This is a genomic window from Marinobacter salinisoli (assembly GCF_017301335.1).
Classification (GTDB): Bacteria; Pseudomonadota; Gammaproteobacteria; order Pseudomonadales; family Oleiphilaceae; genus Marinobacter; species Marinobacter salinisoli.
Window position 1 is genome coordinate 785,465 of sequence record NZ_CP071247.1, and the last position, 23,172, is coordinate 808,636.

The 23,172-nt window shown below is 60.2% G+C and carries 17 protein-coding genes and 2 riboswitches; of the genes, 11 read left to right on the plus strand and 6 right to left on the minus strand.

Annotated features, from left to right (window positions below; genetic code table 11):
* Window positions 1-9: 9 nt before the first annotated feature.
* Window positions 10-936 carry an urea ABC transporter permease subunit UrtB gene (gene urtB, locus LPB19_RS03630; RefSeq protein WP_206644760.1) on the minus strand — a complete coding sequence of 309 codons (927 nt, stop codon included), beginning with the start codon at window positions 934-936 and terminating at the stop codon, window positions 10-12.
* Between the two features lie 80 nt (window positions 937-1,016).
* Window positions 1,017-2,192, minus strand: a complete 1,176-nt coding sequence (gene urtA / locus LPB19_RS03635) for an urea ABC transporter substrate-binding protein (RefSeq protein WP_206645673.1) — start codon at window positions 2,190-2,192, stop codon at window positions 1,017-1,019.
* 409 nt (window positions 2,193-2,601) lie between these two features.
* Here urtA and LPB19_RS03640 point away from each other — a divergent pair, with 409 nt between their 5' ends.
* From LPB19_RS03640 to LPB19_RS03650, 3 genes are all read left to right on the plus strand, one after another.
* Entirely contained in the window at window positions 2,602-5,985 is a 3,384-nt protein-coding gene (locus LPB19_RS03640; RefSeq protein ID WP_206644761.1) for a hybrid sensor histidine kinase/response regulator, read from the plus strand.
* Window positions 5,972-6,877: a response regulator transcription factor gene (locus tag LPB19_RS03645; protein WP_206644762.1), complete on the plus strand. Its 906-nt coding sequence runs from the start codon at window positions 5,972-5,974 to the stop codon at window positions 6,875-6,877. Before LPB19_RS03640 ends, LPB19_RS03645 begins: the two co-directional genes overlap by 14 nt.
* Before the next feature lie 163 nt (window positions 6,878-7,040).
* A complete protein-coding gene (locus tag LPB19_RS03650) occupies window positions 7,041-7,691 on the plus strand; it encodes a DUF3047 domain-containing protein (protein WP_407943948.1) in 651 nt (216 codons plus the stop codon).
* Between the two features lie 3 nt (window positions 7,692-7,694).
* Here LPB19_RS03650 and LPB19_RS03655 read toward each other — a convergent pair whose 3' ends face one another.
* Window positions 7,695-8,525, minus strand: a complete 831-nt coding sequence (locus tag LPB19_RS03655) for a substrate-binding periplasmic protein (RefSeq protein WP_228289200.1) — start codon at window positions 8,523-8,525, stop codon at window positions 7,695-7,697.
* An 89-nt stretch (window positions 8,526-8,614) separates the two neighbouring features.
* On the minus strand, window positions 8,615-10,120 hold the full coding sequence (gene nhaB / locus LPB19_RS03660; RefSeq protein WP_206644764.1) for a sodium/proton antiporter NhaB: 1,506 nt from the start codon (window positions 10,118-10,120) through the stop codon (window positions 8,615-8,617).
* A 319-nt stretch (window positions 10,121-10,439) separates the two neighbouring features.
* A riboswitch (guanidine-I (ykkC/yxkD leader) is annotated at window positions 10,440-10,582 on the plus strand.
* 56 nt (window positions 10,583-10,638) lie between these two features.
* Between nhaB and LPB19_RS03665 the strand changes: the two genes are divergently transcribed.
* The 8 genes from LPB19_RS03665 to atzF all read left to right on the plus strand — a co-directional run bounded on the left by LPB19_RS03665 (window position 10,639) and on the right by atzF (window position 21,802).
* Window positions 10,639-11,391, plus strand: coding sequence for an urea amidolyase associated protein UAAP1 (locus LPB19_RS03665; protein WP_206644765.1), 753 nt, complete (start codon window positions 10,639-10,641; stop codon window positions 11,389-11,391).
* 3 nt (window positions 11,392-11,394) lie between these two features.
* A complete protein-coding gene (locus LPB19_RS03670) occupies window positions 11,395-12,033 on the plus strand; it encodes an urea amidolyase associated protein UAAP2 (RefSeq protein ID WP_206644766.1) in 639 nt (212 codons plus the stop codon).
* Window positions 12,024-15,650 (plus strand): urea carboxylase, encoded by a 3,627-nt coding sequence (uca, locus tag LPB19_RS03675; protein WP_206644767.1) that lies wholly within the window; start codon window positions 12,024-12,026, stop codon window positions 15,648-15,650. The genes LPB19_RS03670 and uca overlap by 10 nt, the downstream gene beginning before the upstream one ends.
* 73 nt (window positions 15,651-15,723) lie before the next feature.
* Complete coding sequence (locus LPB19_RS03680; RefSeq protein WP_206644768.1) at window positions 15,724-16,803, plus strand: putative urea ABC transporter substrate-binding protein; 1,080 nt, start codon at window positions 15,724-15,726, stop codon at window positions 16,801-16,803.
* Between the two features lie 169 nt (window positions 16,804-16,972).
* Window positions 16,973-17,926 (plus strand): DMT family transporter, encoded by a 954-nt coding sequence (locus LPB19_RS03685; protein WP_206644769.1) that lies wholly within the window; start codon window positions 16,973-16,975, stop codon window positions 17,924-17,926.
* Between the two features lie 251 nt (window positions 17,927-18,177).
* Window positions 18,178-18,296, plus strand: a riboswitch (guanidine-I (ykkC/yxkD leader).
* Between the two features lie 61 nt (window positions 18,297-18,357).
* Window positions 18,358-19,173, plus strand: coding sequence for an ABC transporter permease (locus LPB19_RS03690; protein ID WP_206645675.1), 816 nt, complete (start codon window positions 18,358-18,360; stop codon window positions 19,171-19,173).
* The gene (locus tag LPB19_RS03695; protein WP_206644770.1) at window positions 19,173-19,958 is read left to right on the plus strand and encodes an ABC transporter ATP-binding protein; all 786 of its coding nucleotides are present in this window, start codon (window positions 19,173-19,175) and stop codon (window positions 19,956-19,958) included. Before LPB19_RS03690 ends, LPB19_RS03695 begins: the two co-directional genes overlap by 1 nt.
* A gap of 8 nt (window positions 19,959-19,966) precedes the next feature.
* On the plus strand, window positions 19,967-21,802 hold the full coding sequence (gene atzF / locus LPB19_RS03700) for an allophanate hydrolase (RefSeq protein ID WP_228289201.1): 1,836 nt from the start codon (window positions 19,967-19,969) through the stop codon (window positions 21,800-21,802).
* 30 nt (window positions 21,803-21,832) lie between these two features.
* On the opposite strand, the gene LPB19_RS03705 is transcribed toward atzF, so the two are convergent.
* Window positions 21,833-22,708 carry a hypothetical protein gene (locus LPB19_RS03705; RefSeq protein WP_206644771.1) on the minus strand — a complete coding sequence of 292 codons (876 nt, stop codon included), beginning with the start codon at window positions 22,706-22,708 and terminating at the stop codon, window positions 21,833-21,835.
* 19 nt (window positions 22,709-22,727) lie between these two features.
* A complete protein-coding gene (locus LPB19_RS03710) occupies window positions 22,728-23,165 on the minus strand; it encodes a hypothetical protein (protein WP_206644772.1) in 438 nt (145 codons plus the stop codon).
* Window positions 23,166-23,172 lie beyond the last annotated feature (7 nt).

Sequence of the window (23,172 nt, forward strand, 5' to 3'; positions counted from 1 at the left end):
ATAAACCTCCTATCGGCGCACCTTGAGGGCCATCAGTCCTTCCGGGCGCAGCATCAGGATGCCGACCACGACCAGCAGCGTGAGCACCTTGGCCATTGAGCCGCTGAGGAAGAATTCCATGGTGGATTGGGCCTGTGAGATGGAGAACGCAGACACGATGGTGCCAATCAGGCTCTGGGCACCGCCGAAGACCACCACCAGGAAGGTGTCGACGATGTACGCCTGGCCCGAGGAAGGACCGGTGGAGCCAATCATGGTGAAGGCGCTACCGGCGACGCCGGCGATACCGCAGCCCAACGCGAAGGTCATGCGGTCAATGGCGGAACTGTTGATGCCCACCGCTTCGGCCATCGGGCGGTTCTGTACCACCGCGCGCACTTTCTTGCCGTAGCCGGAGCGGTACATCAGGAAGTACAAGGCCACGGCAATGGACAGCGCAATGATCATCACCAGCAAGCCGTTGATCGGCAGTTCAACCAGGTCAGTGACCTGAATCGCGCCCATCATCCACTCGGGCAATTCCACACCCACTTCACGGGCGCCGAAGATGGAGCGATAGGCTTGCTGCATGATCAGGCTCAGGCCCCAGGTGGCCAGCAGGGTATCCAGGGGGCGGTGGTAGAGGTGTCGGATCATCAGCCACTCGATGAGCATCCCGAGGGCCGCGCAAATCAGGAAGGCCAGAATCATGGCGACGAAGAAGTAGCCACCAAACCATCCCGGCAAGTAACTCTGGAACAGGCTGGAGGTGATATAGGTGGTATACGCGCCCAGGATCATGAATTCCCCGTGGGCCATATTGATCACCCCCATCTGACCGAAGATGATCGCCAGGCCGAGCGCCATCAGTACGAAGACTGAAAACAGGGACAGGCCGGCAAAGCCCTGCATGGCAAAAATCGACATCAATTCGCTGGTGGTGTAACCGTCAAACATGACCCTTACTCCCGTGTGGTAAACCGTCCGTGTTGAATCCGGTGCTCAGGCCGGGGCTCGAACGCCCCGGCCCGTGCAACTTACTGGTAACCTTCCGGGAACGGGTCCGGCTCCATCAGGTCGTCGGTCTCATGAACCAGCTTGTACTGGCCATCGGCTTGCGCCAGACCAATGCGGCCCTTGGACCAGAGGTGATGGTTTTCGTGGATGCGCACGTAGCCTTCCGGTGCTTCGGTGAACTCGATGCCCGGGGACACTTCGCGGATCTTGTCGATGTCGAAGGAACCGGCCTTCTCAACCGCAGCCTTCCACAGCCAGGGGCCAAGGTAGGCGGCCTGGGTCACGTCACCGATCACCATGTCGTCGCCGTACTTCTCTTTGAAGGCCTTGACGAACGCCTTGTTGTTCTCGTTATCGAGAGACTGGAAGTACTTCATGGAGGCGTAGATGCCTTCGACGTTCTCACCACCGATGCCGCGGATTTCATCCTCGGTGACGGAGATGGTCAGTACCAGTGGCTTTTCCTTGGTCGGGTCGATACCGGCGGCCTGCAGCTGCTTGTAGAAGGCCACGTTGGAACCACCCACTACGATGGCGAAGATCACATCCGGCTTCTTCAGCTTGATCTTGTTGATCACCGAGTTGAACTGGGTATGGCCCAGCGGGTAGTACTCTTCGCCGGAGACTTTCAGGCCCAGCTTGTCGATGTGCTTACGGGCGATCTTGTTGGAGGTACGCGGCCAGATGTAGTCCGAACCGAGCAGGTAGAAAGACTCGGCGCCCTTCTCGTTCACCGCCCAGTCAATACCGGCGATGATCTGCTGGGTGGCTTCCTGGCCGGTGTAGATCACGTTGGGAGACTCTTCCAGACCTTCATAGAAGGTCGGGTAGTAGAGCATGCCGTTGTACTGCTCGAACACCGGCAGTACCGCCTTACGGGAGGCAGAAGTCCAGCACCCGAACACCGCAGCGACCTTGTCCTGACGCAGCAGCTTGCGGGATTTCTCGGCGAAGGTCGGCCAGTCACTGGCGCCGTCTTCCTGCACGTACTTGATCTGACGACCCAGTACACCACCCGACGCGTTGATCTGCTCAATAGCGAGTTTTTCCGCCTGTACCGAACCGGTCTCACTGATCGCCATGGTGCCGGTGACGGAATGCAGAATGCCGACGGTAACGGTATCGTCAGTCACCGCCAGGCCCGTGGTGTTTACTTCCTCGGTGGGCGGTGCCGCATGCACCGTGGTGGCCAGCATCACCGATGCGGCCAGTGTTGTCAGGCTCTTGCGGAGCCCCTTACCCTTGCCAAAAAACCGCGTTCCGGCGGTTGTCGTTATATTTCCCATGGTCAGTCCTCGCAATGGTTGATTGCCGGTGCCGCACTTTTCGGTTCCAAAAGCCCAGCGCCCACACCAAGCATTCTGTCGAGGCCCCGCAAGTGTGCCCATTCGCCAATCACCCCAGCGCCCTACGTCATTTGACGCATACCGGCCACCCTGGCCGGCACGCTACAACACGAGGGCGCGTTTAAAAGCGCGACCCTCGGGTCCGCCCGCCAGGAACATGGCACAGAAGTTGTTGCAGAGTTTCCGGAGGGCGTCTGGAGCGGATAATCCGCACCAAGGAGGGGCAGCCCTCGCACACCAAGGAACAGGCACGGCAGTTATGGCTGCACAACAGAACATTTTCCGGGTTCGCAGAAGCTACAACCAGTGGGTCGCCAATGAGACCCTGGAAGATTACGCCCTGCGCTTTACCGCCAAGAGTGCCCGGCGCTGGTCCGCGGCCCGGGTGAGCAATACCGCGCTGGGGGCCATCTCGTTCCTGGCGCTGGAAGCCATTGGCGGGGCCATTACCCTGCACTACGGGTTTGATAATGCGTTCGCCGCCATTCTGGTGGTCAGCCTGGTCATCTTCCTCACCGCCATGCCCATCAGTTACTACGCCGCCAAGTACGGCGTCGACATTGACCTGCTCACCCGGGGCGCGGGCTTCGGCTACATCGGCTCCACCATTACCTCGCTGATCTACGCCACCTTCACCTTCATCTTCTTCGCCATCGAAGCGGCCATCATGGCGATGGCGCTGGAAATGCTGTTCGGGGTACCGCTGGTGATCGGCTACCTGATCTGTTCGGTGGTGATCATTCCGCTGGTCACCCACGGCATCACCACCATCAGCCGGTTCCAGGTGTGGACCCAGCCGGTGTGGATTCTGCTGCAACTGGTGCCTTTTGCCTTCATCCTGTATGCCGAGACCTCGTCGGTTTCCGACTGGACGCAGTTTCAGGGCCTGAACAATGCCGGTGCCGAAGGCCTCAATGTGGTGATGTTCGGCGCCGCCGCTGCGGTGGTTTTTTCCCTGATTGCCCAGATTGGCGAGCAGGTCGATTTTCTGCGCTTTATCCCCAAGCCGCAGAACCGGGAAGAGAAACGCCGCTGGTGGCTGGCGGTGATGTCCGGCGGACCGGGCTGGATCGTGATCGGCATGCTGAAAATACTGGCGGGCTCTTTCCTGGCCGTACTGGCACTGAATCAGGGCGTGTCGGCAAGCGAAGCGGCGGACCCAACCCAGATGTACGTGGTGGCGTTCAATTACATCACCCACTCGCCGGAGGTGTCCCTGGCGGTGGCCGGCATTTTCGTGATCCTGTGCCAGCTCAAGATCAACGTCACCAACGCCTACGCCGGCTCCATTGCCTGGTCCAACTTCTTTTCCCGCCTCACCCGCAGCCACCCGGGCCGGGTGGTCTGGCTGTTTTTCAACGTCACCATCGCGTTGCTGGTGATGGAACTGGGGGTTTACCGGGCCCTGGAAGAAACCCTGGGCTTCTATGGCATTGTCGCCATTGCCTGGGTGGGTGCACTGGTGGCGGATCTGGTGATCAACAAGCCGCTGGGGCTCAGCCCCAAACACATCGAATTCAAGCGGGCGCACCTGTACGACATCAACCCGGTGGGCGTGGGGGCCATGGTCATTGCCTCGCTCGCAGGCATGATTTGCCACACCGGTGTGTTTGGCGCATACGCCCAGGCCCTGTCCCACTTCATTGCCCTCGGCGTTGCCCTGATCGCCGCCCCGGCCATCGCCTGGCACACCGGGGGCCGGTTCTACACCGCACGGCCGTCGGCCACCATTGCCAGTGACCACACCCTGCAGCAGTGCACAATTTGTGAACACGCCTTCGAGCCCGAGGATGTCACCCACTGCCCGGCCTACGCCGGCACCATTTGTTCCCTGTGCTGCTCGCTGGATGCCCGCTGCGGGGATGTGTGCAAGCCCGGCGGCAGTTACCGCGAACAACTTCAGCAGTTCCTGGGCTACCTGATGCCCGCCAGCTGGCTGCAACGCCTGCACTCCCGGCTCGGGCACTTCCTGTCGCTGCTGTTTGTGATCAATGGCTTGTCCGGCCTTCTGTTGTCGCTGATCTATTTCAAAACCCCGGTGGCCTCGGCGTCGGAAGCCGTGCTGCTGTCAGCCACCCTGTGGAAAGTGTTCTTTATTCTGGTGATCGTCACCGGCGTCACCTGCTGGCTGTTTGTGCTGGCGCACGAGAGCCGGGTGGTCGCCGAAGAGGAATCCCACCGGCAAACCCGTCTGTTGCTGGATGAAATCACCGCCCACGAACGCACGGACCAGGCACTGCAACAGGCCAAGGAACAGGCTGAAGCGGCAAATGGCGCGAAAAGTCGCTATCTGACCGGCATCAGTCACGAACTTCGCTCTCCGCTGAATGCCATTCTTGGCTACGCCCAGCTCCTGGAGGGCGACGACAGCATACCCAGCCACCGCAAGGAAGCGCTGGGCGTGATTCGTCGCAGCGGCGAGTATCTGGCCGACCTGATCGAAGGGCTGCTGGACATCTCCAAGATTGAAGCCGGTCGACTGGATCTGCACCGGGACCAGGTGCGCATCGGCTTGCTGATGGAACAACTGGTGACCATGTTCCGCCTGCAGGCCGAAGAGAAAGGCCTGACCTTCAGCTACCACTGCCCCTACCCCTTGCCGGAGATGGTGTCCACCGACGAAAAGCGGTTACGGCAGGTGCTCATCAACCTGCTGTCCAACGCCATCAAGTACACCGATCGGGGCAGTATTACCCTGACCCTGCGCTATCGGAGCCAGGTGGCCGAATTCACCGTGCAGGACACCGGTGAAGGCATCGCCGAGGACAACATCGAGCGTATTTTCCGGCCCTTCGAGCGCATCCGCACCCCCGGCCAGAGCCGCTCCGGCACCGGCCTGGGGCTGACCATCACCCGCCTGCTCACGGAAATCATGGGTGGTGACATCAGCGTTGCAAGCGAGCCCGGCAAAGGCAGTACCTTCAAAGTCAGCCTGATGCTCTCCAGCCTTCACAACGCCTCTCCGGGCGCCTTGGCCGCGCCCGCCCGACGGGTCTATGGCTATTACGGGCCGCGGCGGAAGGTACTTCTGGTGGATGATGACCTGTCCCATCGCCAGGTCATGCGTGCCATGCTGGCGCCGCTGGGGTTCGAAATTCAGGATCTGGGCAACTCGCTCGAGGTGCTGAAAACGGTTCGGGCCAACCAGCCCGACCTGGTGCTGCTGGATGTGTCCATGCCCGGGCTGACGGGCTGGCAAGTGCTGGAGCAGTTACGCGCCGAGAAACTGCTGATGCCGGTAGTGATGGTGTCGGCCGATGCCAACGAGGGACACCACGCGGCCGACTGCCCCCGCCTGCACGACGACTACATCATTAAACCGGTTCGACAGGCACTGCTGCTGGATACCATTGCTCAGGTGCTGGGCCTGGAGTGGCGCTACCTGCCGCACCAGGAGGCACTGCCGGCGGCGGTGGTGGCCGGCGACGTGCCGCTGACCTTACCGGCCGGGGAACACTGCCTGAACTTGGCCAATCTGGCCCGGATTGGCCACCGCAAGGGCCTGCTGGAGGCCCTGCATGACCTGGGCAGCCAGGGTCTCGCCGAGGCCCGGTTTGTCGACGCACTGAAACAACTGACCAACGATTTCCAGTTTGAAACAATTCTTGAACGACTTGAGGTGACCGACCATGAAACTTCCTGACGACCGGAAAACCGTCGTGATGGTGGTGGATGACGCGGTGGACTCCATCCGGATGATCAACGATGCCCTCGAGGAAGCCGGCATGACCGTGCTGGTGGCCCTGGAGGGTAACCAGGCGCTCACCATCAGCCAGAACATCACCCCGGATGTGGTGCTGATGGATGCCGTTATGCCCCAGATGGATGGCTTCGAGACCTGCCGGCGACTCAAGGAAAACCCGGCCTTTACCGACATCCCGATCATCTTCATGACCGGCCTGAGCGACACCGAGCACGTGGTGATGGGTCTGAATGCCGGCGGGGTCGATTATGTCACCAAACCCATCAACACCACCGAACTGCTGGCCCGGATGCAGGTCCACCTGACCAACGCCCGCATGGCCCGCAGCGCCCGAAGTGCCCTGGATACCGCCGGCCAGAACCTGTTTGCGGTCGACCGCGAGGGCAACCTGCTGTGGACCACGCCCCAGGCCAGTCGCTGCCTGCCTGACGCCAATGCGCCCGAGTTCAGCAGCTTCCGTGCCCAGCTCGAAGCATGGCTCAGGCACGACCTTCAGCCCGGGCACCAGCTGCCATTGAACATTCTGGACACGCCTCGGTCGCTGGAATACCTGACCCTGGTGGACGGCCGCGAATACCTGCTGCGGCTGAAAACCCCGCAAAACCAGAACAGCTCGGCGGCCGCGCTGCGGGAGCGGTTTGAATTAACCCTGCGCGAATCGGACGTGCTGCTGTGGATTGCCAACGGCAAGACCAACCGGGAAATCGGCCAGATTCTGGATATGAGCCCGCGAACCGTGAACAAACATCTGGAGCAGGTATTCCGCAAACTGGGTGTGGAAAACCGCACCGCCGCGGCCGCCAGCGCCATCCGGTTGCTGGCCACCCAGTAGGGCATCGAAAGTAACTATTTCAGTTCTCACGGGTCTCCTGTGTACCATGCTTAATCAAAAGGAGGTGACCGTGGGCAGATTGAACCGGAAAGGTAACTGGCTAACCGCCAGCCTGGCGGTAGTGTTCGGACTGGCCGGCAGTGCCGGGGCCGATAACAATCCCATCCCTGGCTTTTCCAGCCTGCAAGACCTGAGCGAAAGTTCCGGCTGGGAAGCGCTCGAGTTTCCGAAGATCGACCAGCACTCGCGCTACGAACTGGTGACCGACGGCGACCGCCAGGTCGTCCGGGCCCAGACCAGTGGCGGCGCCTCGGGACTGATCACCCGGCTCGACCTGGAGCCGGGTGATGCGCTGATCCTGCGCTGGCGCTGGAAGGTGTCGAACGTCTACGACCAGGGCAATGCCAGGGCAAAATCCGGCGACGATTACCCCGCCAGGATTTACGTTGCGTTTGAATTCGAGAAAGACAAAGCCGGGTTCTTTGAACGCGCCAAGCGCTCCGCGGTGGAGGTTCTGTTCGGTGAAACCCTGCCCGGCAATGCCCTGAACTACATCTGGGCCAACCAGCTACCGGTGGATAACATCGTGGCCAATCCCTACACCGACCAGACCATGATGATCGCGGTGAACTCCGGTAACGAACAGGTGGGACAATGGGTAACGGTAGAGCGGGATATCGTGGCGGACTACCGCCGGGCCTTTGGCGAGGCGCCACCCAGGCTGGTGGGCATTGCCATCATGTCGGATTCGGACAACACCGGTGAGTCGGCCACGGCCTGGTACGGGGATCTGGAGCTGGTCACCGGGGAGTAGACGCTACAGGTACTCGTCCGGAAAACCGGGCAGCACCCTACCGGGGCTTTTGTCCTGAACCGGGGGAACCAATCCCTTGTCCAGCAGCCGCATGTAGGCATCGTCGAAGACCTCACGAACGGTGGCGGCCCGGGGGTTGGCCAGTGAAAACAGCCAGGCCGCGCTTCGCCGGCGCACCGGCACCTCACTGAACAGGTCCCGTTCCTCGTCGGACAGGATGTCGCGCACCGGCGCACTGTAATCCAGCAGGTAATCACCGCGGTTCAATTTCAGCATTTCAATGGCGGCGCGATGATTGGGCGCTTCGGTGACCCGGATCCCATCCGATGACTTCAACCACTCTATCAGGCCGCTGTAGGTATACCCGGCAATCACAATCACCGTTTTGCCTTTCAGCTCGTTGAAATGCGTTAAGGGTGCACTGGTTTTCAGCTGCCAGGCGCTCAGCATATCGCTGAACGGACTGGCCCAGCTTTCCAGAATCTGCCCTTGCAGGCTGGGTATGTTGGTGAGGCCCGGCCAGACATCCAGCTTGCCTTTTTTGAGATAGAGATAGATCCGGCTGGTGGGCAGGTAGACAAATTCCGCCTCATACCCGGCCTCGGCCACGAGCGCCCGGGTGATATCTATAAACGCACCGGCGGGCTCGCCGTTGTCGGCCCGGTATTCGAACGGGGGAAATTCGCTGTAGCCTATGCGCAACACGTCGGCGCTGCCAGGTGCCTCACCCGCCGCGACGACAGCCGGGCAAACGGCAACGGCGAGCAGTGCCCACAGGGAGCAGAACAACAGGCGGAAGGCATTCCCGGGCATCGGGATACAGCGGTTATTCATGTACATCTGATTCTTGTTGGTATGCAGCCAAGACTACCAGAGTTTAAAAGTTGTGCATCAATAACCGCTGAAAACTGTGACCCATAGCGTCAGATCTGACTCACCACGGCATACAGGCCGACACTGCCCATCACCAGTGTGTAGGGGAACGCCATGACGACCATACGCCCGTAGGACAGGCGCACCAGCGGGGCAATGGCGGAGGTCAGCAGGAACAGGAACGCGGCCTGACCATTCGGAGTCGCGACACTGGGCAGGTTGGTACCGGTATTGATGGCAACCGCCAGATTCTGGAAGTGTTCCCTGCTGATGATGCCGGCATCCAGCGCCTGTTTGACCTCGCTGATATACACCGTGGCCACGAACACGTTGTCGCTGATCATCGACAGCACACCGTTGGCAATAAAGAACCAGCCCGGCTGTACGTCTTCCGGCAGGCTCAAGACCAAATCAATGATGGGCTTGAACAAATGCTGCTCGTGAATCACCGCCACGATAACGAAGAACACCACCAGCAGAGAGGTAAACGGCAGGGACTCCTGGAACGCCTTGCCAATCTGGTGCTCATCGGTCACGCCGGTGAAGGAGGTAATCAAAATGATCACCAGCAGGCCAATCAGGCCGACTTCCGCCAGGTGGAACGCCAGCCCGATCACCAGCACCAACGCCGCCAGTGCCTGCACCCAAAGCGCGGCCTGATCGGCCTTGGTGCGCTTGGAACGCTCATTTTCCGCGAACTCTTCCAGCACCTGACGAACCGGCTTCGGTAAACGGGTGCCGTAGCCAAACCAGCGCAACTTCTCCAGCGCCCAGCAGGTACACAGGCCCGCCACCAGCACCGGCAGACTGACCGGAGCCATGGCCAGGAAGAACTCGGCGAAGTCCCAGTCGACAACCTTGGCGATCAGCAAGTTCTGAGGCTCACCCACCATGGTAGCGACACCCCCCAGGGCCGTACCGATGGCGCCGTGCATCAACAGGCTGCGCAGGAAGGCGCGGAAGTCTTCCAGGTCTTCGCGGTGCAGTTCGATCACGTGATCGTCGCTCTGCGCGTTGTGGTCGTTGTGATGGTAGCCCTTACCGGACGCCACCTTGTGGTATACCGAGTAAAAGCCCACCGCGACGCTGATGATCACCGCGGTGACCGTCAGCGCATCAAGAAACGCCGATAGCAGCGCCGCCGCCGCGCAGAACAGCAAAGACAGCGCCGACTTGGAACGCACACCCACCAGAATCTGGGTAAAGGTCACCAGCAACAGGTCTTTCATGAAGTAAATGCCCGCCACCATAAACATCAGCAGCAGGATCACCGGGAAGTTGGCCAGTACTTCGTGATAAACCGCATCCGGCGTGGTCATCCCGATCAGCAGCGATTCCACCGCCAGCAAGCCACCGGGCAACAGCGGGTAACATTTCAGGGCCATGGCGAGCGTGAAGATAAACTCGCCAACCAGTACCCAACCCGCAACGCCCGGCCCCAGGGTCCAGACAATCAACGGGTTAATAATGAGGAAAAAGATAATCAGCTGTTTATACCAATCGGGGGCATTGCCCAGAAAGTTGGCGGCAAATCCGCGCAGAACGGTGGATGGCATGGCGAGATCACTAAATAGGAGGTTAATAAAGCGCCGGCATCATAGCAGATAGTGTGTGTAGGTAGAGATGCGGTTGGTACAAGTCACTACAAAACAACGACAGAACCTCGCAGTTCGCTGCCAAAGGTTCACGCTCGAACCTGAGGCATGGGCACCATATCGGGGCACTGCGCGCACTCCGTGCCGGGGCGGAAACGTCTCACCCTGTTCATTATTCAAACAATTCAGAACGTTAACTCGGCTGGCACGGATTCTGTATAGATCAGGGTACGCAACGAGAAGTCGGTGTCTGTTACCACAATCGAAGCGACACAATCTGAAAATGGTCAACTAGGGTTCCGATCTGTTGGGTGCCACCGCTGTCTGGGGCAACGCGCAGATGCCTGGTCCGAGAGTTGACGGCCTTTTCCACAGGCAGCCTGGCTGCCAAAGGCTACACGGCGGGACAAAAGCCCGGGAGGAACGTTCAGTAACTGACGCCTCTCGTGACTTTGAACCAACGGCTAAAGGAAAAGGTTATGTTGCACACGGCGACACCCCCGAACCCCGCCCTGCCCCTCTACGACGATCTTATTCCCGGCGGATCCCACTGGTCTTTCATCATCCGACGCGGCCATGTCCTGCGGCTGATCGACGAGGAAGGCGGCGCCAACGTCGGCATGCTGATGTATAACCCGGCCAATCCGCTGGAACGCTACAACATGCCGGATACCCTGAAAAACCAGCACACCTTCCTGCTCACTCAGGGTCATGTCCTGCTCTCCGACATGGGCCGGGTGTTCGCCTCCATCGTCCACGACGACCTGGGCTGGCACGACACCGTCAGCGGTACCTGTAACCGCAAACTGGTCGAGCAGCGCTGGGGCCGCAAGACCTACCAGGACGCCCGCAACCTCTACCATCGCAACGGCACCCACAGTTTCCTCAACGAACTGGCCAAATACGGCTTGGGCAAGAAAGACCTGACCGCCAACCTGAACTGGTTCAGCAAGGTTGCCACCAACGATGACGGCGATCTGCGTTTTGTGCCGGGCCACAGCCGCGCCGGCGCCAGCGTCGACCTGCGCTTCGAGATGGACACCCTGCTGGTGCTGCACACCTGTCCGCACCCGCTGAACCCCGCCAGCGACTACCCGCGCTTCCCACTACGTTACCAGCTTTACAAGGCCGCCCCGGTGAGCGACGCCGACCCATGCAAGACCAGTTCGCCCGAGGCCACCCGCGCCTTCGCCAATAACGCCCTGTACCACCTGTTCGAGCAGGAGGCCTGACCCATGATTCTGGAAAGCAACCTGCACCCGGAAACCGCCAGCTTTCGCGCGACGGTGCCGGCCGGCGAATACTTCCTCAAGGTAGTGAAAGCCGGACAGACCGTGCGCATTCTGGACCTGGAAGGCAACCAGGCCGCCGACACCCTGTTCTACAACGCCCACAACCCCACCGAACGCTACAGTGCCGTGGATACCATTCGCGAACAGGGCAATGTCTACCTGACGGCCGGCTCCCGGCTGATCTCCTCCGAAGGCAACCTGATGCTGGACATCACCGCCGACACCTGTGGCCGCCACGACACCCTGGGGGGTGCCTGCGCCGCCGAGAGCAACACCACCCGCTACGCCCTGGACAAGAAGTGCATGCATGCCTGTCGCGACAGCTGGCTGGTCGCGGTGACCGAACACGATGAGCTGGGCCTGAGCAAACGCGACATCACCCACAACATCAACTTCTTCATGAACGTACCCGTCACCGCCGAGGGCGGTCTGACCTTCGCCGATGGCATTTCAGATGCCGGCAAATACGTTGAACTGAAAGCCGCCATGGACGTGCTGGTGATGATCTCCAACTGCCCGCAACTGAACAATCCGTGCAACGCCTACAACCCGACCCCGATCGAGGTGCTGCTATGGGACTGAATACCCCGGCCGGGCCGTGCAAGGTTCTGATCGCCAATCGCGGCGCCATTGCCTGCCGGATTGTCCGGACACTCAGAACCATGGGCATTACCTCGGTGGCGGTCTATAACGAGGCCGATGCCGATTCCTTGCACGTTCGTCAGGCCGATGAGGCGATCTCACTGGGCAGCGGGTCCGCCGCCGACACTTACCTGAATCAGGACAAACTGTTCGACATCCTGGCCCGCACCGGTGCCGGGGCGGTTCATCCGGGTTACGGATTTCTCAGCGAGAACGCGGATTTTGCCCGCCGATGCCAGCAAGAAGGCGTCATTTTTCTTGGACCTACTGCCGAACAGATGGACGCCTTTGGCCTCAAGCACACCGCCCGACAGCTTGCGGAATCCGCCGGCGTGCCCCTGCTACCCGGCACCGGCCTGCTGACGTCCGTGGACGAGGCCATCGACGCGGCGGCCGGCATCGGCTACCCGGTGATGCTCAAGAGCACCGCCGGCGGCGGGGGTATCGGCATGTCCCGGTGTTTTGACGCGGAGGAGCTGGCAAAGTGCTTCGCCTCGGTCCAGCGGCTGAGCCAGAACAACTTCAGCAACAGCGGCGTGTTCCTGGAAAAATTCGTGCAGCGCGCCCGTCACATCGAAGTACAGATCTTCGGCGACGGTGAAGGCACCGTGGTGACCCTTGGCGAGCGAGACTGCTCGGCCCAGCGTCGCAACCAGAAGGTCATCGAAGAGGCGCCCGCGCCAGGTCTCAGTGACGAGGTTCGACAGCGCCTGCACACTACCGCCCAGCGCCTGGGAGAACAGATTCGCTACCGCAGCGCCGGCACCGTGGAATTCATTTATGACCCCGACACCGGTCAGTTCTATTTTCTCGAGGTAAATACTCGCTTGCAGGTGGAGCACGGCGTCACCGAACTGGTGTACGGCGTGGACATTGTGCAATGGATGGTGGAGCTGGGTGGCAATCGCCTGACCAACCTGACAGACCGGGCCGCCACGCTCGCACCCCGGGGCCACGCGATTCAGGCCCGGCTTTACGCGGAAGACCCGAACAAGGACTTCCAGCCCAGCGCAGGCTTGCTGACCGAGGTGCAATTTCCGGCTGGCGACGGTGTTCGCATCGACCACTGGCTGCAACCGGGGCTGGACGTTTCGCCGCTGTTCGACCCGATGCTGGCCAAGGTCATCGTGCACGCGGATGATCGCGAAGCGGCCCGGGCACGGCTGCTGGCCACCCTGGCCGACTGCCGGCTCTACGGTATCGAGACCAACCGGATTTACGCCAGCCAGGTGCTGGCTGATCCGCGCTTCGTCGATGGCCGCCTGTTCACCGCCAGCCTGAACGATTTCACCTACCGTCCAAACACCCTGGATGTAATCTCCGGCGGCACTCTGACCACCATTCAGGATTACCCGGGGCGTACGGGTTACTGGGAAGTGGGCGTGCCCCCCTCCGGCCCTTTTGACAGTTACGCGTTCCGCCTGGGCAATCGCCTGCTGGGTAACCAGGAACAGGCGGCGGGCCTGGAAATCACCCTGCGCGGACCCACGCTGGTGTTCAATGCCGCCAGTCAGATCGTGCTGACCGGTGCAGCGATGAGCGCGGAGCTGGACGGTGAATCCATACCGTTCTGGACGGTGGTCAACGTGCCCGCCGGCGGCCGGCTGGCTCTGGGCACCCTTCAGGCGGCGGGTGCGCGGACCTATCTGCTGGTTCGTGGCGGCATCGATTGCCCGGAATACCTGGGCTCGCGCAGCACCTTCACCCTCGGCCAGTTCGGCGGCCACAGCGGACGGGCCCTGCGCGCTGGCGACGTGCTGCCACTGTGCAAATCCCCGTGGGCGCCGGTCCAGCGCCTGCCAGAGGAGCTGCTGCCGGCGATCGGTGACGAGTGGACCCTGCACGTGACCTATGGCCCCCATGGGGCGCCGGATTATTTTACTCAGGACGACATCGATACCTTCTTCGCCAGCCGCTGGGAGGTGCATTACAACTCCAGCCGTACCGGGGTTCGACTGATCGGGCCCAAACCCGGCTGGGCCCGCAGTGACGGCGGCGAAGCCGGTATGCATCCCTCCAACATTCACGATAACGCCTACGCCATTGGCACGGTGGATTTCACCGGCGATATGCCGGTGATCCTGGGTCCGGACGGCCCCAGTCTGGGTGGTTTCGTGTGCCCGGTCACCGTCATCAGCGCCGATCTGTGGAAACTCGGCCAGCTCAAGGCCGGTGACAAACTGCGCTTTGTGCCCGTGAGCCAGGATCAGGCAGTGGCGCTGCACCGGGCACAGGATCAGTCCATTCGCACCCTCACCGCGATGACGGTGACGCCCGAACCCGTCACGCCCGTGTCCCCCATCCTGGCCCGGCTCGATGCCCAGGAACACGCAACCGGTGTGGTATACCGGGCAGCGGGCGATAACTATCTGCTGGTGGAATACGGGCCCATGGAGCTGGATATTCAGCTGCGCTTCCGGGCCCATGCCCTGATGCTCTGGCTGCGGGACGCCGAACTGGACGGTGTTCTGGAGCTGACACCGGGGATTCGTTCGCTGCAGATTCACTACGACAGCCTGAGGCTGGATCAGAACCGCCTGCTCGAGCACCTGATCAGCGCCGAGCTGGCCCTTGCTCAGCAACCGGACTGGGACGTCCCGGCCCGGATTGTTCATCTGCCCCTGTCGTGGGATGACGAGGCCTGCCAGACCGCGATCGACAAGTACATGCAGTCGGTGCGCAAGGACGCCCCCTGGTGCCCGAGCAATCTGGAGTTCATTCGCCGCATCAACGGGCTGGACAGCGTCGACGACGTTAAACGCACGGTGTTTGACGCCCGCTACCTGGTGATGGGGCTTGGCGATGTCTATCTCGGCGCACCGGTGGCCACGCCGCTGGACCCTCGCCACCGCCTGGTCACCACCAAGTACAACCCGGCGCGGACCTGGACCGCGGAAAACTCGGTCGGAATCGGCGGTGCCTATCTGTGCATCTACGGCATGGAAGGCCCCGGCGGTTATCAGTTTGTTGGCCGCACCCTGCAGATGTGGAACCGCTACCGCGAGACCGCCGAGTTCAAAGCCGGTACCCCCTGGCTGCTGCGCTTCTTCGACCAGATCCGGTTTTACGAGGTCAGCCATGACGAGCTGGCCCAGATTCGCCGGGATTTCCCCAATGGCGATTACCCCATCAAGATCGAGGAAACCCGCTTCAACCTGAAGCAGTACGAAGCCTTCCTCGCCGAGAACCAGGCCGATATCGAAGCCTTCACCGGGAAACGCCAGCAGGCATTCGATGCAGAGCTGCGGCGCTGGATTGAATCCGGGCAAATCAACTTCAGCGCAGAGCCAGCCATAGCCACAGGTACCGACCATGCGCCGCAGGATATTCCCGAGGGTCAACACGCGGTGGAAAGCCATGTGGCGGGCAACCTGTGGGAATGTCTGGTGACGCCGGGCGATCGGATCGACGCCCAGCGACCGGTGGCGGTGATCGAGTCCATGAAAATGGAAATTGAACTCCTCAGCCCCGTCAGCGGCCGGGTGGTGGAGATTCTTCGCGACGCGGGCCAGTCGGTTCAGCCGGGCACGCCAATCATGCTGATTGAAGAATCCTGAGCATTGCAGACTCGGGAAGCACAACGACGCAAAACCAAAAAAACCGTAACAGCAAGTGACCTAGGAGATAACCATGACATCACCAACCGTTCTGAAACGACTCGGTTCCGCACTGAGTATCGGCCTGCTGACTGCCAGCGCCGCCATGAATGCAGCCGCCGAGGAGAAAGATTCGTTCAGTATTGCCTGGACCATCTACGCGGGCTGGGTTCCCTGGCAGTACGCTGAAGACTACGGCATCGTCAAGAAGTGGGCCGACAAGTACGACATCGAGATCGATATCGTGCAGGTCAACGACTACATCGAATCCATCAACCAGTACACCGCCGGCCAGTTCGACGGGGTGACGGCCACCAGCATGGATGGCTTGTCCATTCCGTCCGCCTCCGGCATTGATACCACGGCATTGATTGTTGGTGATTACTCCAACGGCAACGACGGCCTGGTATCCAAGGATGGCAAGAGCATCGAGGATCTGGAAGGTGAAACCGTGCACCTGGTCGAACTGTCGGTATCCCACTATCTGCTGGCACGGGCGCTGACGTCCGTCGGTCTCGAAGAACGCGACCTGAGCGTGGTGAACATTTCCGATGCGGACCTGGTGTCAGCCTTCCAGACCGACGATGTCCGCCATGTCGGCACCTGGAACCCGCTGCTGACCGAGGTGGAAGGCTTCCCCGGCGCCACCAAGCTGTTTGACTCCAGCCAGATCCCGGGTCACATCAAGGACCTGACTCTGGTGAACACCGAGACCCTGGCGGACAACCCGAAGCTGGGCAAAGCCCTGGTCGGCGCCTGGTTCGAAACCATGAACATTGTGAAGGCTGACACCGAAGCCGGTGCCGAAGCCCGGGCCTACCTGGGCAAGCTGTCCGGCACCGATCAGGCCGGCTATGAAGCGCAGCTGGCAGGCATGAAGATGTTCTGGGAACCGCAGATGTCGGTGGACTTCATCAACAGCAAAGAAGCCTCAGAAGCGATGGACAGCGTACGTCAGTTCTCGTTCGACAAAGGCCTGCTGGGCCAGGGCGCCATGAGCCCGGATTTCGTCGGTATCCAGTTCCCCGATGGCACCATCATGGGTGACGAGGGCAACGTAAAGCTGCGCTTTAACGACGAGTACATGAAAATGGGCGCGGCCGAGACACTGTAAGGCCGGTTTGATCTGGTCAGATAACCACACTGAGGGCACGGTGTTCGTGCCCTTGTTTTGGCTTTGTGGCCAGCCACCTTGCGCCGCACAGATCGCCGACCATGATCGGATGGCAATGAACCTGAGTTCCCGCTAGGCTTGGCCGTTCTTTCACTGACACGGCGTGTTCATGGCAACTCCAATCAACCTCATCATGGGCCTGCGGGAATGGGCGCTGCTGCTGTCGCTGTCGGTCCTCTGGGGCGGTTCATTCTTTTTCGTCGGCGTGGCCGTTACCGATTTACCCCCCCTGACCATTGTCACTTTGCGGGTTTCTCTGGCGGCGCTCGGGCTGTGGTTGGTCGTCGCGCTGTTGCGCTATCCGCTGCCTCGAACACCGGCCATCTGGCTGGCTTTTGCTGTGATGGGGCTGATCAATAATGTCATTCCCTTTTCCCTGATTGTCTGGGGCCAAACCCAGATTGCCTCCGGCCTGGCCTCCATCCTCAACGCCACGACGCCCCTGTTTACCGTGGTGGTGGCGACACTGGTGCTGCCCGACGAAAAAGCCACACCGCTGAAACTGCTGGGAGTACTGGTGGGATTCGCCGGAGTGGTTGCCCTGATCGGCGTCCCGGCAGCCACCGGCGCTGCGCCCCTGTTGCCGCAACTGGCCATTCTGGGCGCGACCCTGTCCTATGCTTTTGCCAAAAGCTTCGGGCGCCGGTTCAGCGGTATGGGGGTACCGGCCCTGGTCATCGCCACCGGCCAGGTCACCGCTTCCGCTCTGATCATGCTACCCATGGCCTGGGTGATGGAGGGCACCGATGCTCTGATCGCCGCCAGTCTGGCCAGTTGGTCGGCGGTGATCTGTCTGGCGCTGCTCTCGACGTCACTGGCGTACGTGTTGTATTTCATGCTGCTGGAGCGGGCCGGCGCCACCAATGTCTCGCTGGTGACCCTGCTGGTGCCGGTGTTCGCGATGGCGCTCGGCGTGATGTTTCTGGACGAAACGGTCACCCCGCTTCAACTGGGCGGCCTGGCGCTGATTGCCGTCGGGCTGTCCGCCATTGACGGCCGCCTGTGGACAAAAGCCGGGCCGCCAGGGACCGGCAGGTTATCCAGCAAGGCTCGGCGGTCGTAGCAGAGCGTGCCGGGGTTGAACCGGGGGGCAGTACCTGCGGCTTGATGCCCGATGAGTCAGCATCTGGTGCGTAAAGCCCATCCCTGACGCACTCCTTCGGTGCGCTTTTGCCGAACTCGGCGCCTGAGTTCAACTCATTCCCTCCGCGATCGCTGGAAATATCGACAAAAGCCGGAACATGGCACGCAGACTGCAGCTGTTCTGACAACGATTGAACCGAACGTAGCAACACTGCGACGGCCAAAGCAGTACCAATGGGCGACTAGGGTTCCGATTCACCGCTGTGAACCATGCACAGAAATGGTGGATGACTGGTCCGAGAGTCGCCGACCTCTGAGAGGTTACACGGCGGGACAAAAGCCCGGGAGATTGAATCGATCGCAATTTCAGTGCCGTGCCGTGCCAACAGAGGAGATCGCTCCGTGAGTTCCATGCGCTTGATTAACCGACATCCGGGCCGGCTGCCCGCATTCATCCTCGGACTGATTCCTTTTATCCTGCTGGTCCTGATCTATGGCGTCGCCTCCCAACAGCGGCTGGCGGAAAATTCCAACGACAAGCTTCTTCCCGGCCTCGAACAGATGTCCGCCGCGGTCGATCGCATGGCGTTCCAGGAAGACCGGCGCAGCGGCGACTACCTGATGCTCAATGACACCCTCGCCAGCCTTCAGCGGCTGGGACTCGGTGTGGGCATCGCGGCGAGCCTGGCCCTGGTGGTCGGTGTACTCAATGGGTCGCTGCCGCTGTTCCGCGCGAACATGGCGCCTCTGGTGTCCGCCGCCTCGATGGTTCCCCCGCTGGCGATTCTTCCGATCCTGTTCATCGTCTTTGGCCTGGGCGAACTCTCCAAGGTGATGCTGATTGTGATTGGCACGGCGCCCGTGATGATGCGCGACATTGCCCAACGGGTGCGCGAACTTCCCCAGGAGCAGTTCATCAAGATTCAGACGCTGGGAGCCAACTCCTGGCAGGTCATCAACCGGATGGTATTGCCTCAGGTTCTGCCGCGACTGATCGATTCGGTACGACTCAGCCTCGGGCCGGCGTGGCTGTTTCTGATTGCCGCCGAAGCCATCGCCTCCACGGAAGGCCTGGGCTACCGGATATTTCTGGTACGCCGTTATCTGGCGATGGATGTCATCCTGCCTTACGTCATCTGGATCACCATTCTCGCCATCGTCATCGACCAGTGCCTGCGGCTGGCCAACCGCAGACTCTTCCCCTGGTACAACGCAGGAGGCCGCTAATGAGCTTCATTACCGTCAAGCACCTCTGGAAGGAGTACGGCGATCAGGTAATCCTGGAAAATCTCAACCTGACGGTCCAACAGGGCGAGTTCTGCTCGCTGGTTGGCGCGTCAGGCTGTGGCAAGTCAACCTTTCTCAAGTTATTGCTGGGACAGGAACAACCGTCACGCGGCACGCTCAATCTGAACGGCCAGCCCCTACCTGGCGAACCGGATCGCAACCGGGGAATCGTCTTCCAGCGCTACTCCGTGTTCCCTCACCTGTCGGTTCGGCAAAACGTCCTCATGGGACTCGAGCTGGAGCAACGGCCACTGCTGGGGAAATTGTTTGGCAGGGCCCGGCGTGAGGCCCTGGCTCAAGTGGATGCCATGCTGGAAGCCGTCGGCCTCGACGGTGCCGCGAACAAGTGGCCCCATGAACTGTCGGGCGGCATGCAACAACGCCTGGCAATCGCCCAGTCCTTTTTGATGCGGCCCCGGGTGCTGCTGCTGGACGAGCCGTTTGGCGCACTGGATCCGGGCATCCGCAACGATATGCACCAGTTGCTGCTGAAACTGTGGCGCGAGACCGGCACTACCATCTTCATGGTCACCCACGATCTGCACGAGGGCTTCCAGTTGGGCACCCGCTTGCTGGTGTTCGACAAGGTCCGTCGAGACCCCCACGATCCCCAGGCCTACGGTGCCACCATCACGTACGACCTGCCCATTGGCCAGGCCGATGGCCAGCTCGTTCAGGACATCACCGAACAAGTCCGTTCCACCGCCCGCCATCAGGCCGCGTGAGGTAACCCATGACTGCACCTGCCTTCACTATGGACATCAAATCCCTGTTACAGGCTTACCGTCTTGGTGAGCTGACCCCTCGCGCGGTGATTGGCGAGTTGCTGCAACGGGCGGCGAGTCACTCGGATCACAATATCTGGATCCATCTGGCCTCAGCGAACGAGCTGGAACCGTACCTCGCCCGACTGCAAAGCAGTTCGCCAGAGGAACTTCCGCTGTACGGCATTCCTTTCGCCGTCAAAGACAACATTGACGTCGCCGGCATGCCCACCACCGCTGGCTGCGATGCGTTCCGATATCGGCCGGACGAGCACGCTGCCGTGGTAGCGCAACTGATCGATGCCGGCGCTGTTCCAGTCGGAAAAACCAATCTTGATCAGTTCGCGACCGGGCTGGTAGGTACTCGCTCACCCTGGGGTGCCTGTCGGAACAGCGTAAACCCGGAATACATCTCCGGTGGCTCGTCCGCGGGTTCGGCCGTCGCCGTGGCAAAGGGACTGGTTAGTTTTGCCCTCGGCACCGATACCGCGGGCTCCGGCCGGGTGCCCGCGGCGTTCAATAACCTGATCGGGCTCAAACCCACCCTGGGGCGCCTGAGTGTGCGCGGGATGGTACCGGCCTGTCAGTCACTGGACTGTGTGTCCATCTTTGCCCGCGACGCCGAGCAAGCCGCGTCCATTCTGGCTCAGTGCGATGGCACCGATGCAAGTGACCCCTGGCAACGCACCCCAGCCACTGGAACCCGGCCCCTGCCGGCGCGTTTCCGCGTCGGCGTGCCGCGACAATCGCAACTGGATTTTGATGGCGACCAGGCCGCGGCCAGACTCTTTGGCGAGGCCATCAGGCACCTCGAGCGGATGGGCGCCAGCGTGGTTGAGATCGACTTCGCGCCGTTCCTGGACACAGCCCGGCTGCTTTACGAGGGGCCCTGGGTGGCGGAACGTTATCTGGCGACCGAACCCCTTATTACCCAGCAGCCAGATGCCTTGCTTCCGGTAACTCGGTCGATCATCGCCAAGGGCCGCGAGGGCTCGGCGGCTGACGCATTCCGGGCTCAGTACCAACTCAAGACCCTGAAACATCAAGCGGACCGGAACTGGCTTCAGGTCGATCTGATATTGACCCCCACCACCCCAACCATCTACACCATTGATCAGGTTCAGACAGACCCAGTCGCCCTGAACAGCAAGCTCGGGACCTACACCAACTTTATGAACCTGCTCGATTATGCGGCCGTCGCCGTGCCCGCCGGGCATCTCGACAACGGCTTGCCCTGGGGCGTCACGCTGTTCGCCCCGGCCTTTCAGGACGAGGCACTGCTGGCGCTGGCCGGACACCTGCACACGCTGACGAGCAGTACCGTCGGTGCACTGCAGGATCCCGTGTCGGGCAAAAGCTGGGACGAAACCCGGGGCACCATCGATGTGCTGGTGTGCGGCGCCCACCTGTCTGGACTGCCCTTAAACCACCAGCTCACTTCGCGCGGTGCAGTGCTGATCGCAGATACCCATACCGCGCAGGCTTACCGGATGTATGCGCTCGCCGGCGGGCCGCCTTTCCGCCCCGGGTTGATCCGTGATACCGACACCGGCATTGCTTTACCGGTGGAAGTCTGGCGCATGCCTGCTGAACAGTTCGGCAGCTTCGTGGCCGGTATTCCGGCCCCGCTGGGCATTGGCCAGGTGGAACTGGAGAATGGCGACTGGGTGTGCGGGTTTATCTGTGAGCCTATTGGGCTGGAGGGGGCGAAAGAGATTACCCAGTCGGGAGGCTGGCGGGGGTATTTGAAAGGTCAGGAGGAGCTAACTAACCCAGAGGCTCCTGAAGACTCACCTTTGCGGTAAGCCTTCATGGACAAATACACATTGCTGCTTTCAGTCAGAATAATTTACTCCCAATATTCTTTCGGATTCCTCAGCACTGAGCAGGCGATTGTTAAGAACAAATCTTGGAAATGTTAAATCCGAAAGTCCGAACAGTAGCATCAACTCTGCCCTCCCGAGAGGTCTACCAGAGATATCCGATTGGTCGCAACTTGCCGTCAAGTCGCAAAATTCTATTTGATGATCGCCTTTATCCGGGAAAATATACCAGTCAAATTGGCCTCGTTTTTTGACAAGATCAGATAGTTGCGACCAATCATCAAAGCCTTCAGGCAAAATGGCAGCAACTTGGCCCAGGCCATTTGATTCCTGCTGGACTTTGAGACCTCGGTAGCGCTTCCAATCCAAGCTAACCGTTCCCTTAATCTGCTTAACAGAACTAACGTATCGATTGAGCTGACTCAGACTGACTCGCTGGCCACCAAAGTAATATGCCGGCACGGCTTGCGGGTCGTAAGCATTCACAAACTCCCAGTTTAAAGCTGCGTTACTTCCCTTCGTTGCCTGATCACAGCTGGGCGATGATCGTTCAATAACTGCGAAAATAACTTCCGGGCCGGCAATGACTTTACAATCTAGAATTTCTGCAACTCGACGCTCGCTCCGTTCACCAAGTATCGGCGCCCAAAACAGGAATACATTGTATTGACTCAGACGCTCTTTCTGACTGAGTGTCCGGATACAATATGGGCAAAAAGGATCCAGCATCAAAACGACTGTTGGTTGAGTAGGATTCCATTTATCCAACAGAAATGAATGAAAGGTTTCATGGTCTGGGACTGGCAACGGATCAACTGAAGCAGCGGATGAACCAAAGCCTAGAAGCAATACCAACAGCCCTATGGAAGAAAGCTTTTTGATCAACATCTTACTACCCGTAGCTGAGTTACTGTGTTGCTTCACTATTTTTGACTTTCCAGAGCACTGCAGCCTTATAGGCTTGCATATCTGCCCCTTTCAAATCGCGCTTTAGCGCATCCCGAACCTCTGCATCACCCAGATTTTGATTAAGCGCCTCAATCCTACTCCCGAGCACTTCTTCTACGCTCTCAATGGTTTCATCCAGAGCTACAGGTTTTTCTATCACAGGATCAGTTACCAGATCCTGTTTGCTTTGTAAGATTGGCGGAAAATCCGGCAGTGCGTTGTCATTAATCTCATTGACTGACTCAGGTATTGCCAAAGCACTATCATAGAAAGGCTCGGCTTTATCAGTGCTTTTCAATTGAACTTCCTGAGCACCATCGTCGCTTGGAAAAACGACGAGATAAGAAACCACTACGAAGGCGGGAATTACGGAAAATGCTACTAATCTTTTGATCATGGTAAAT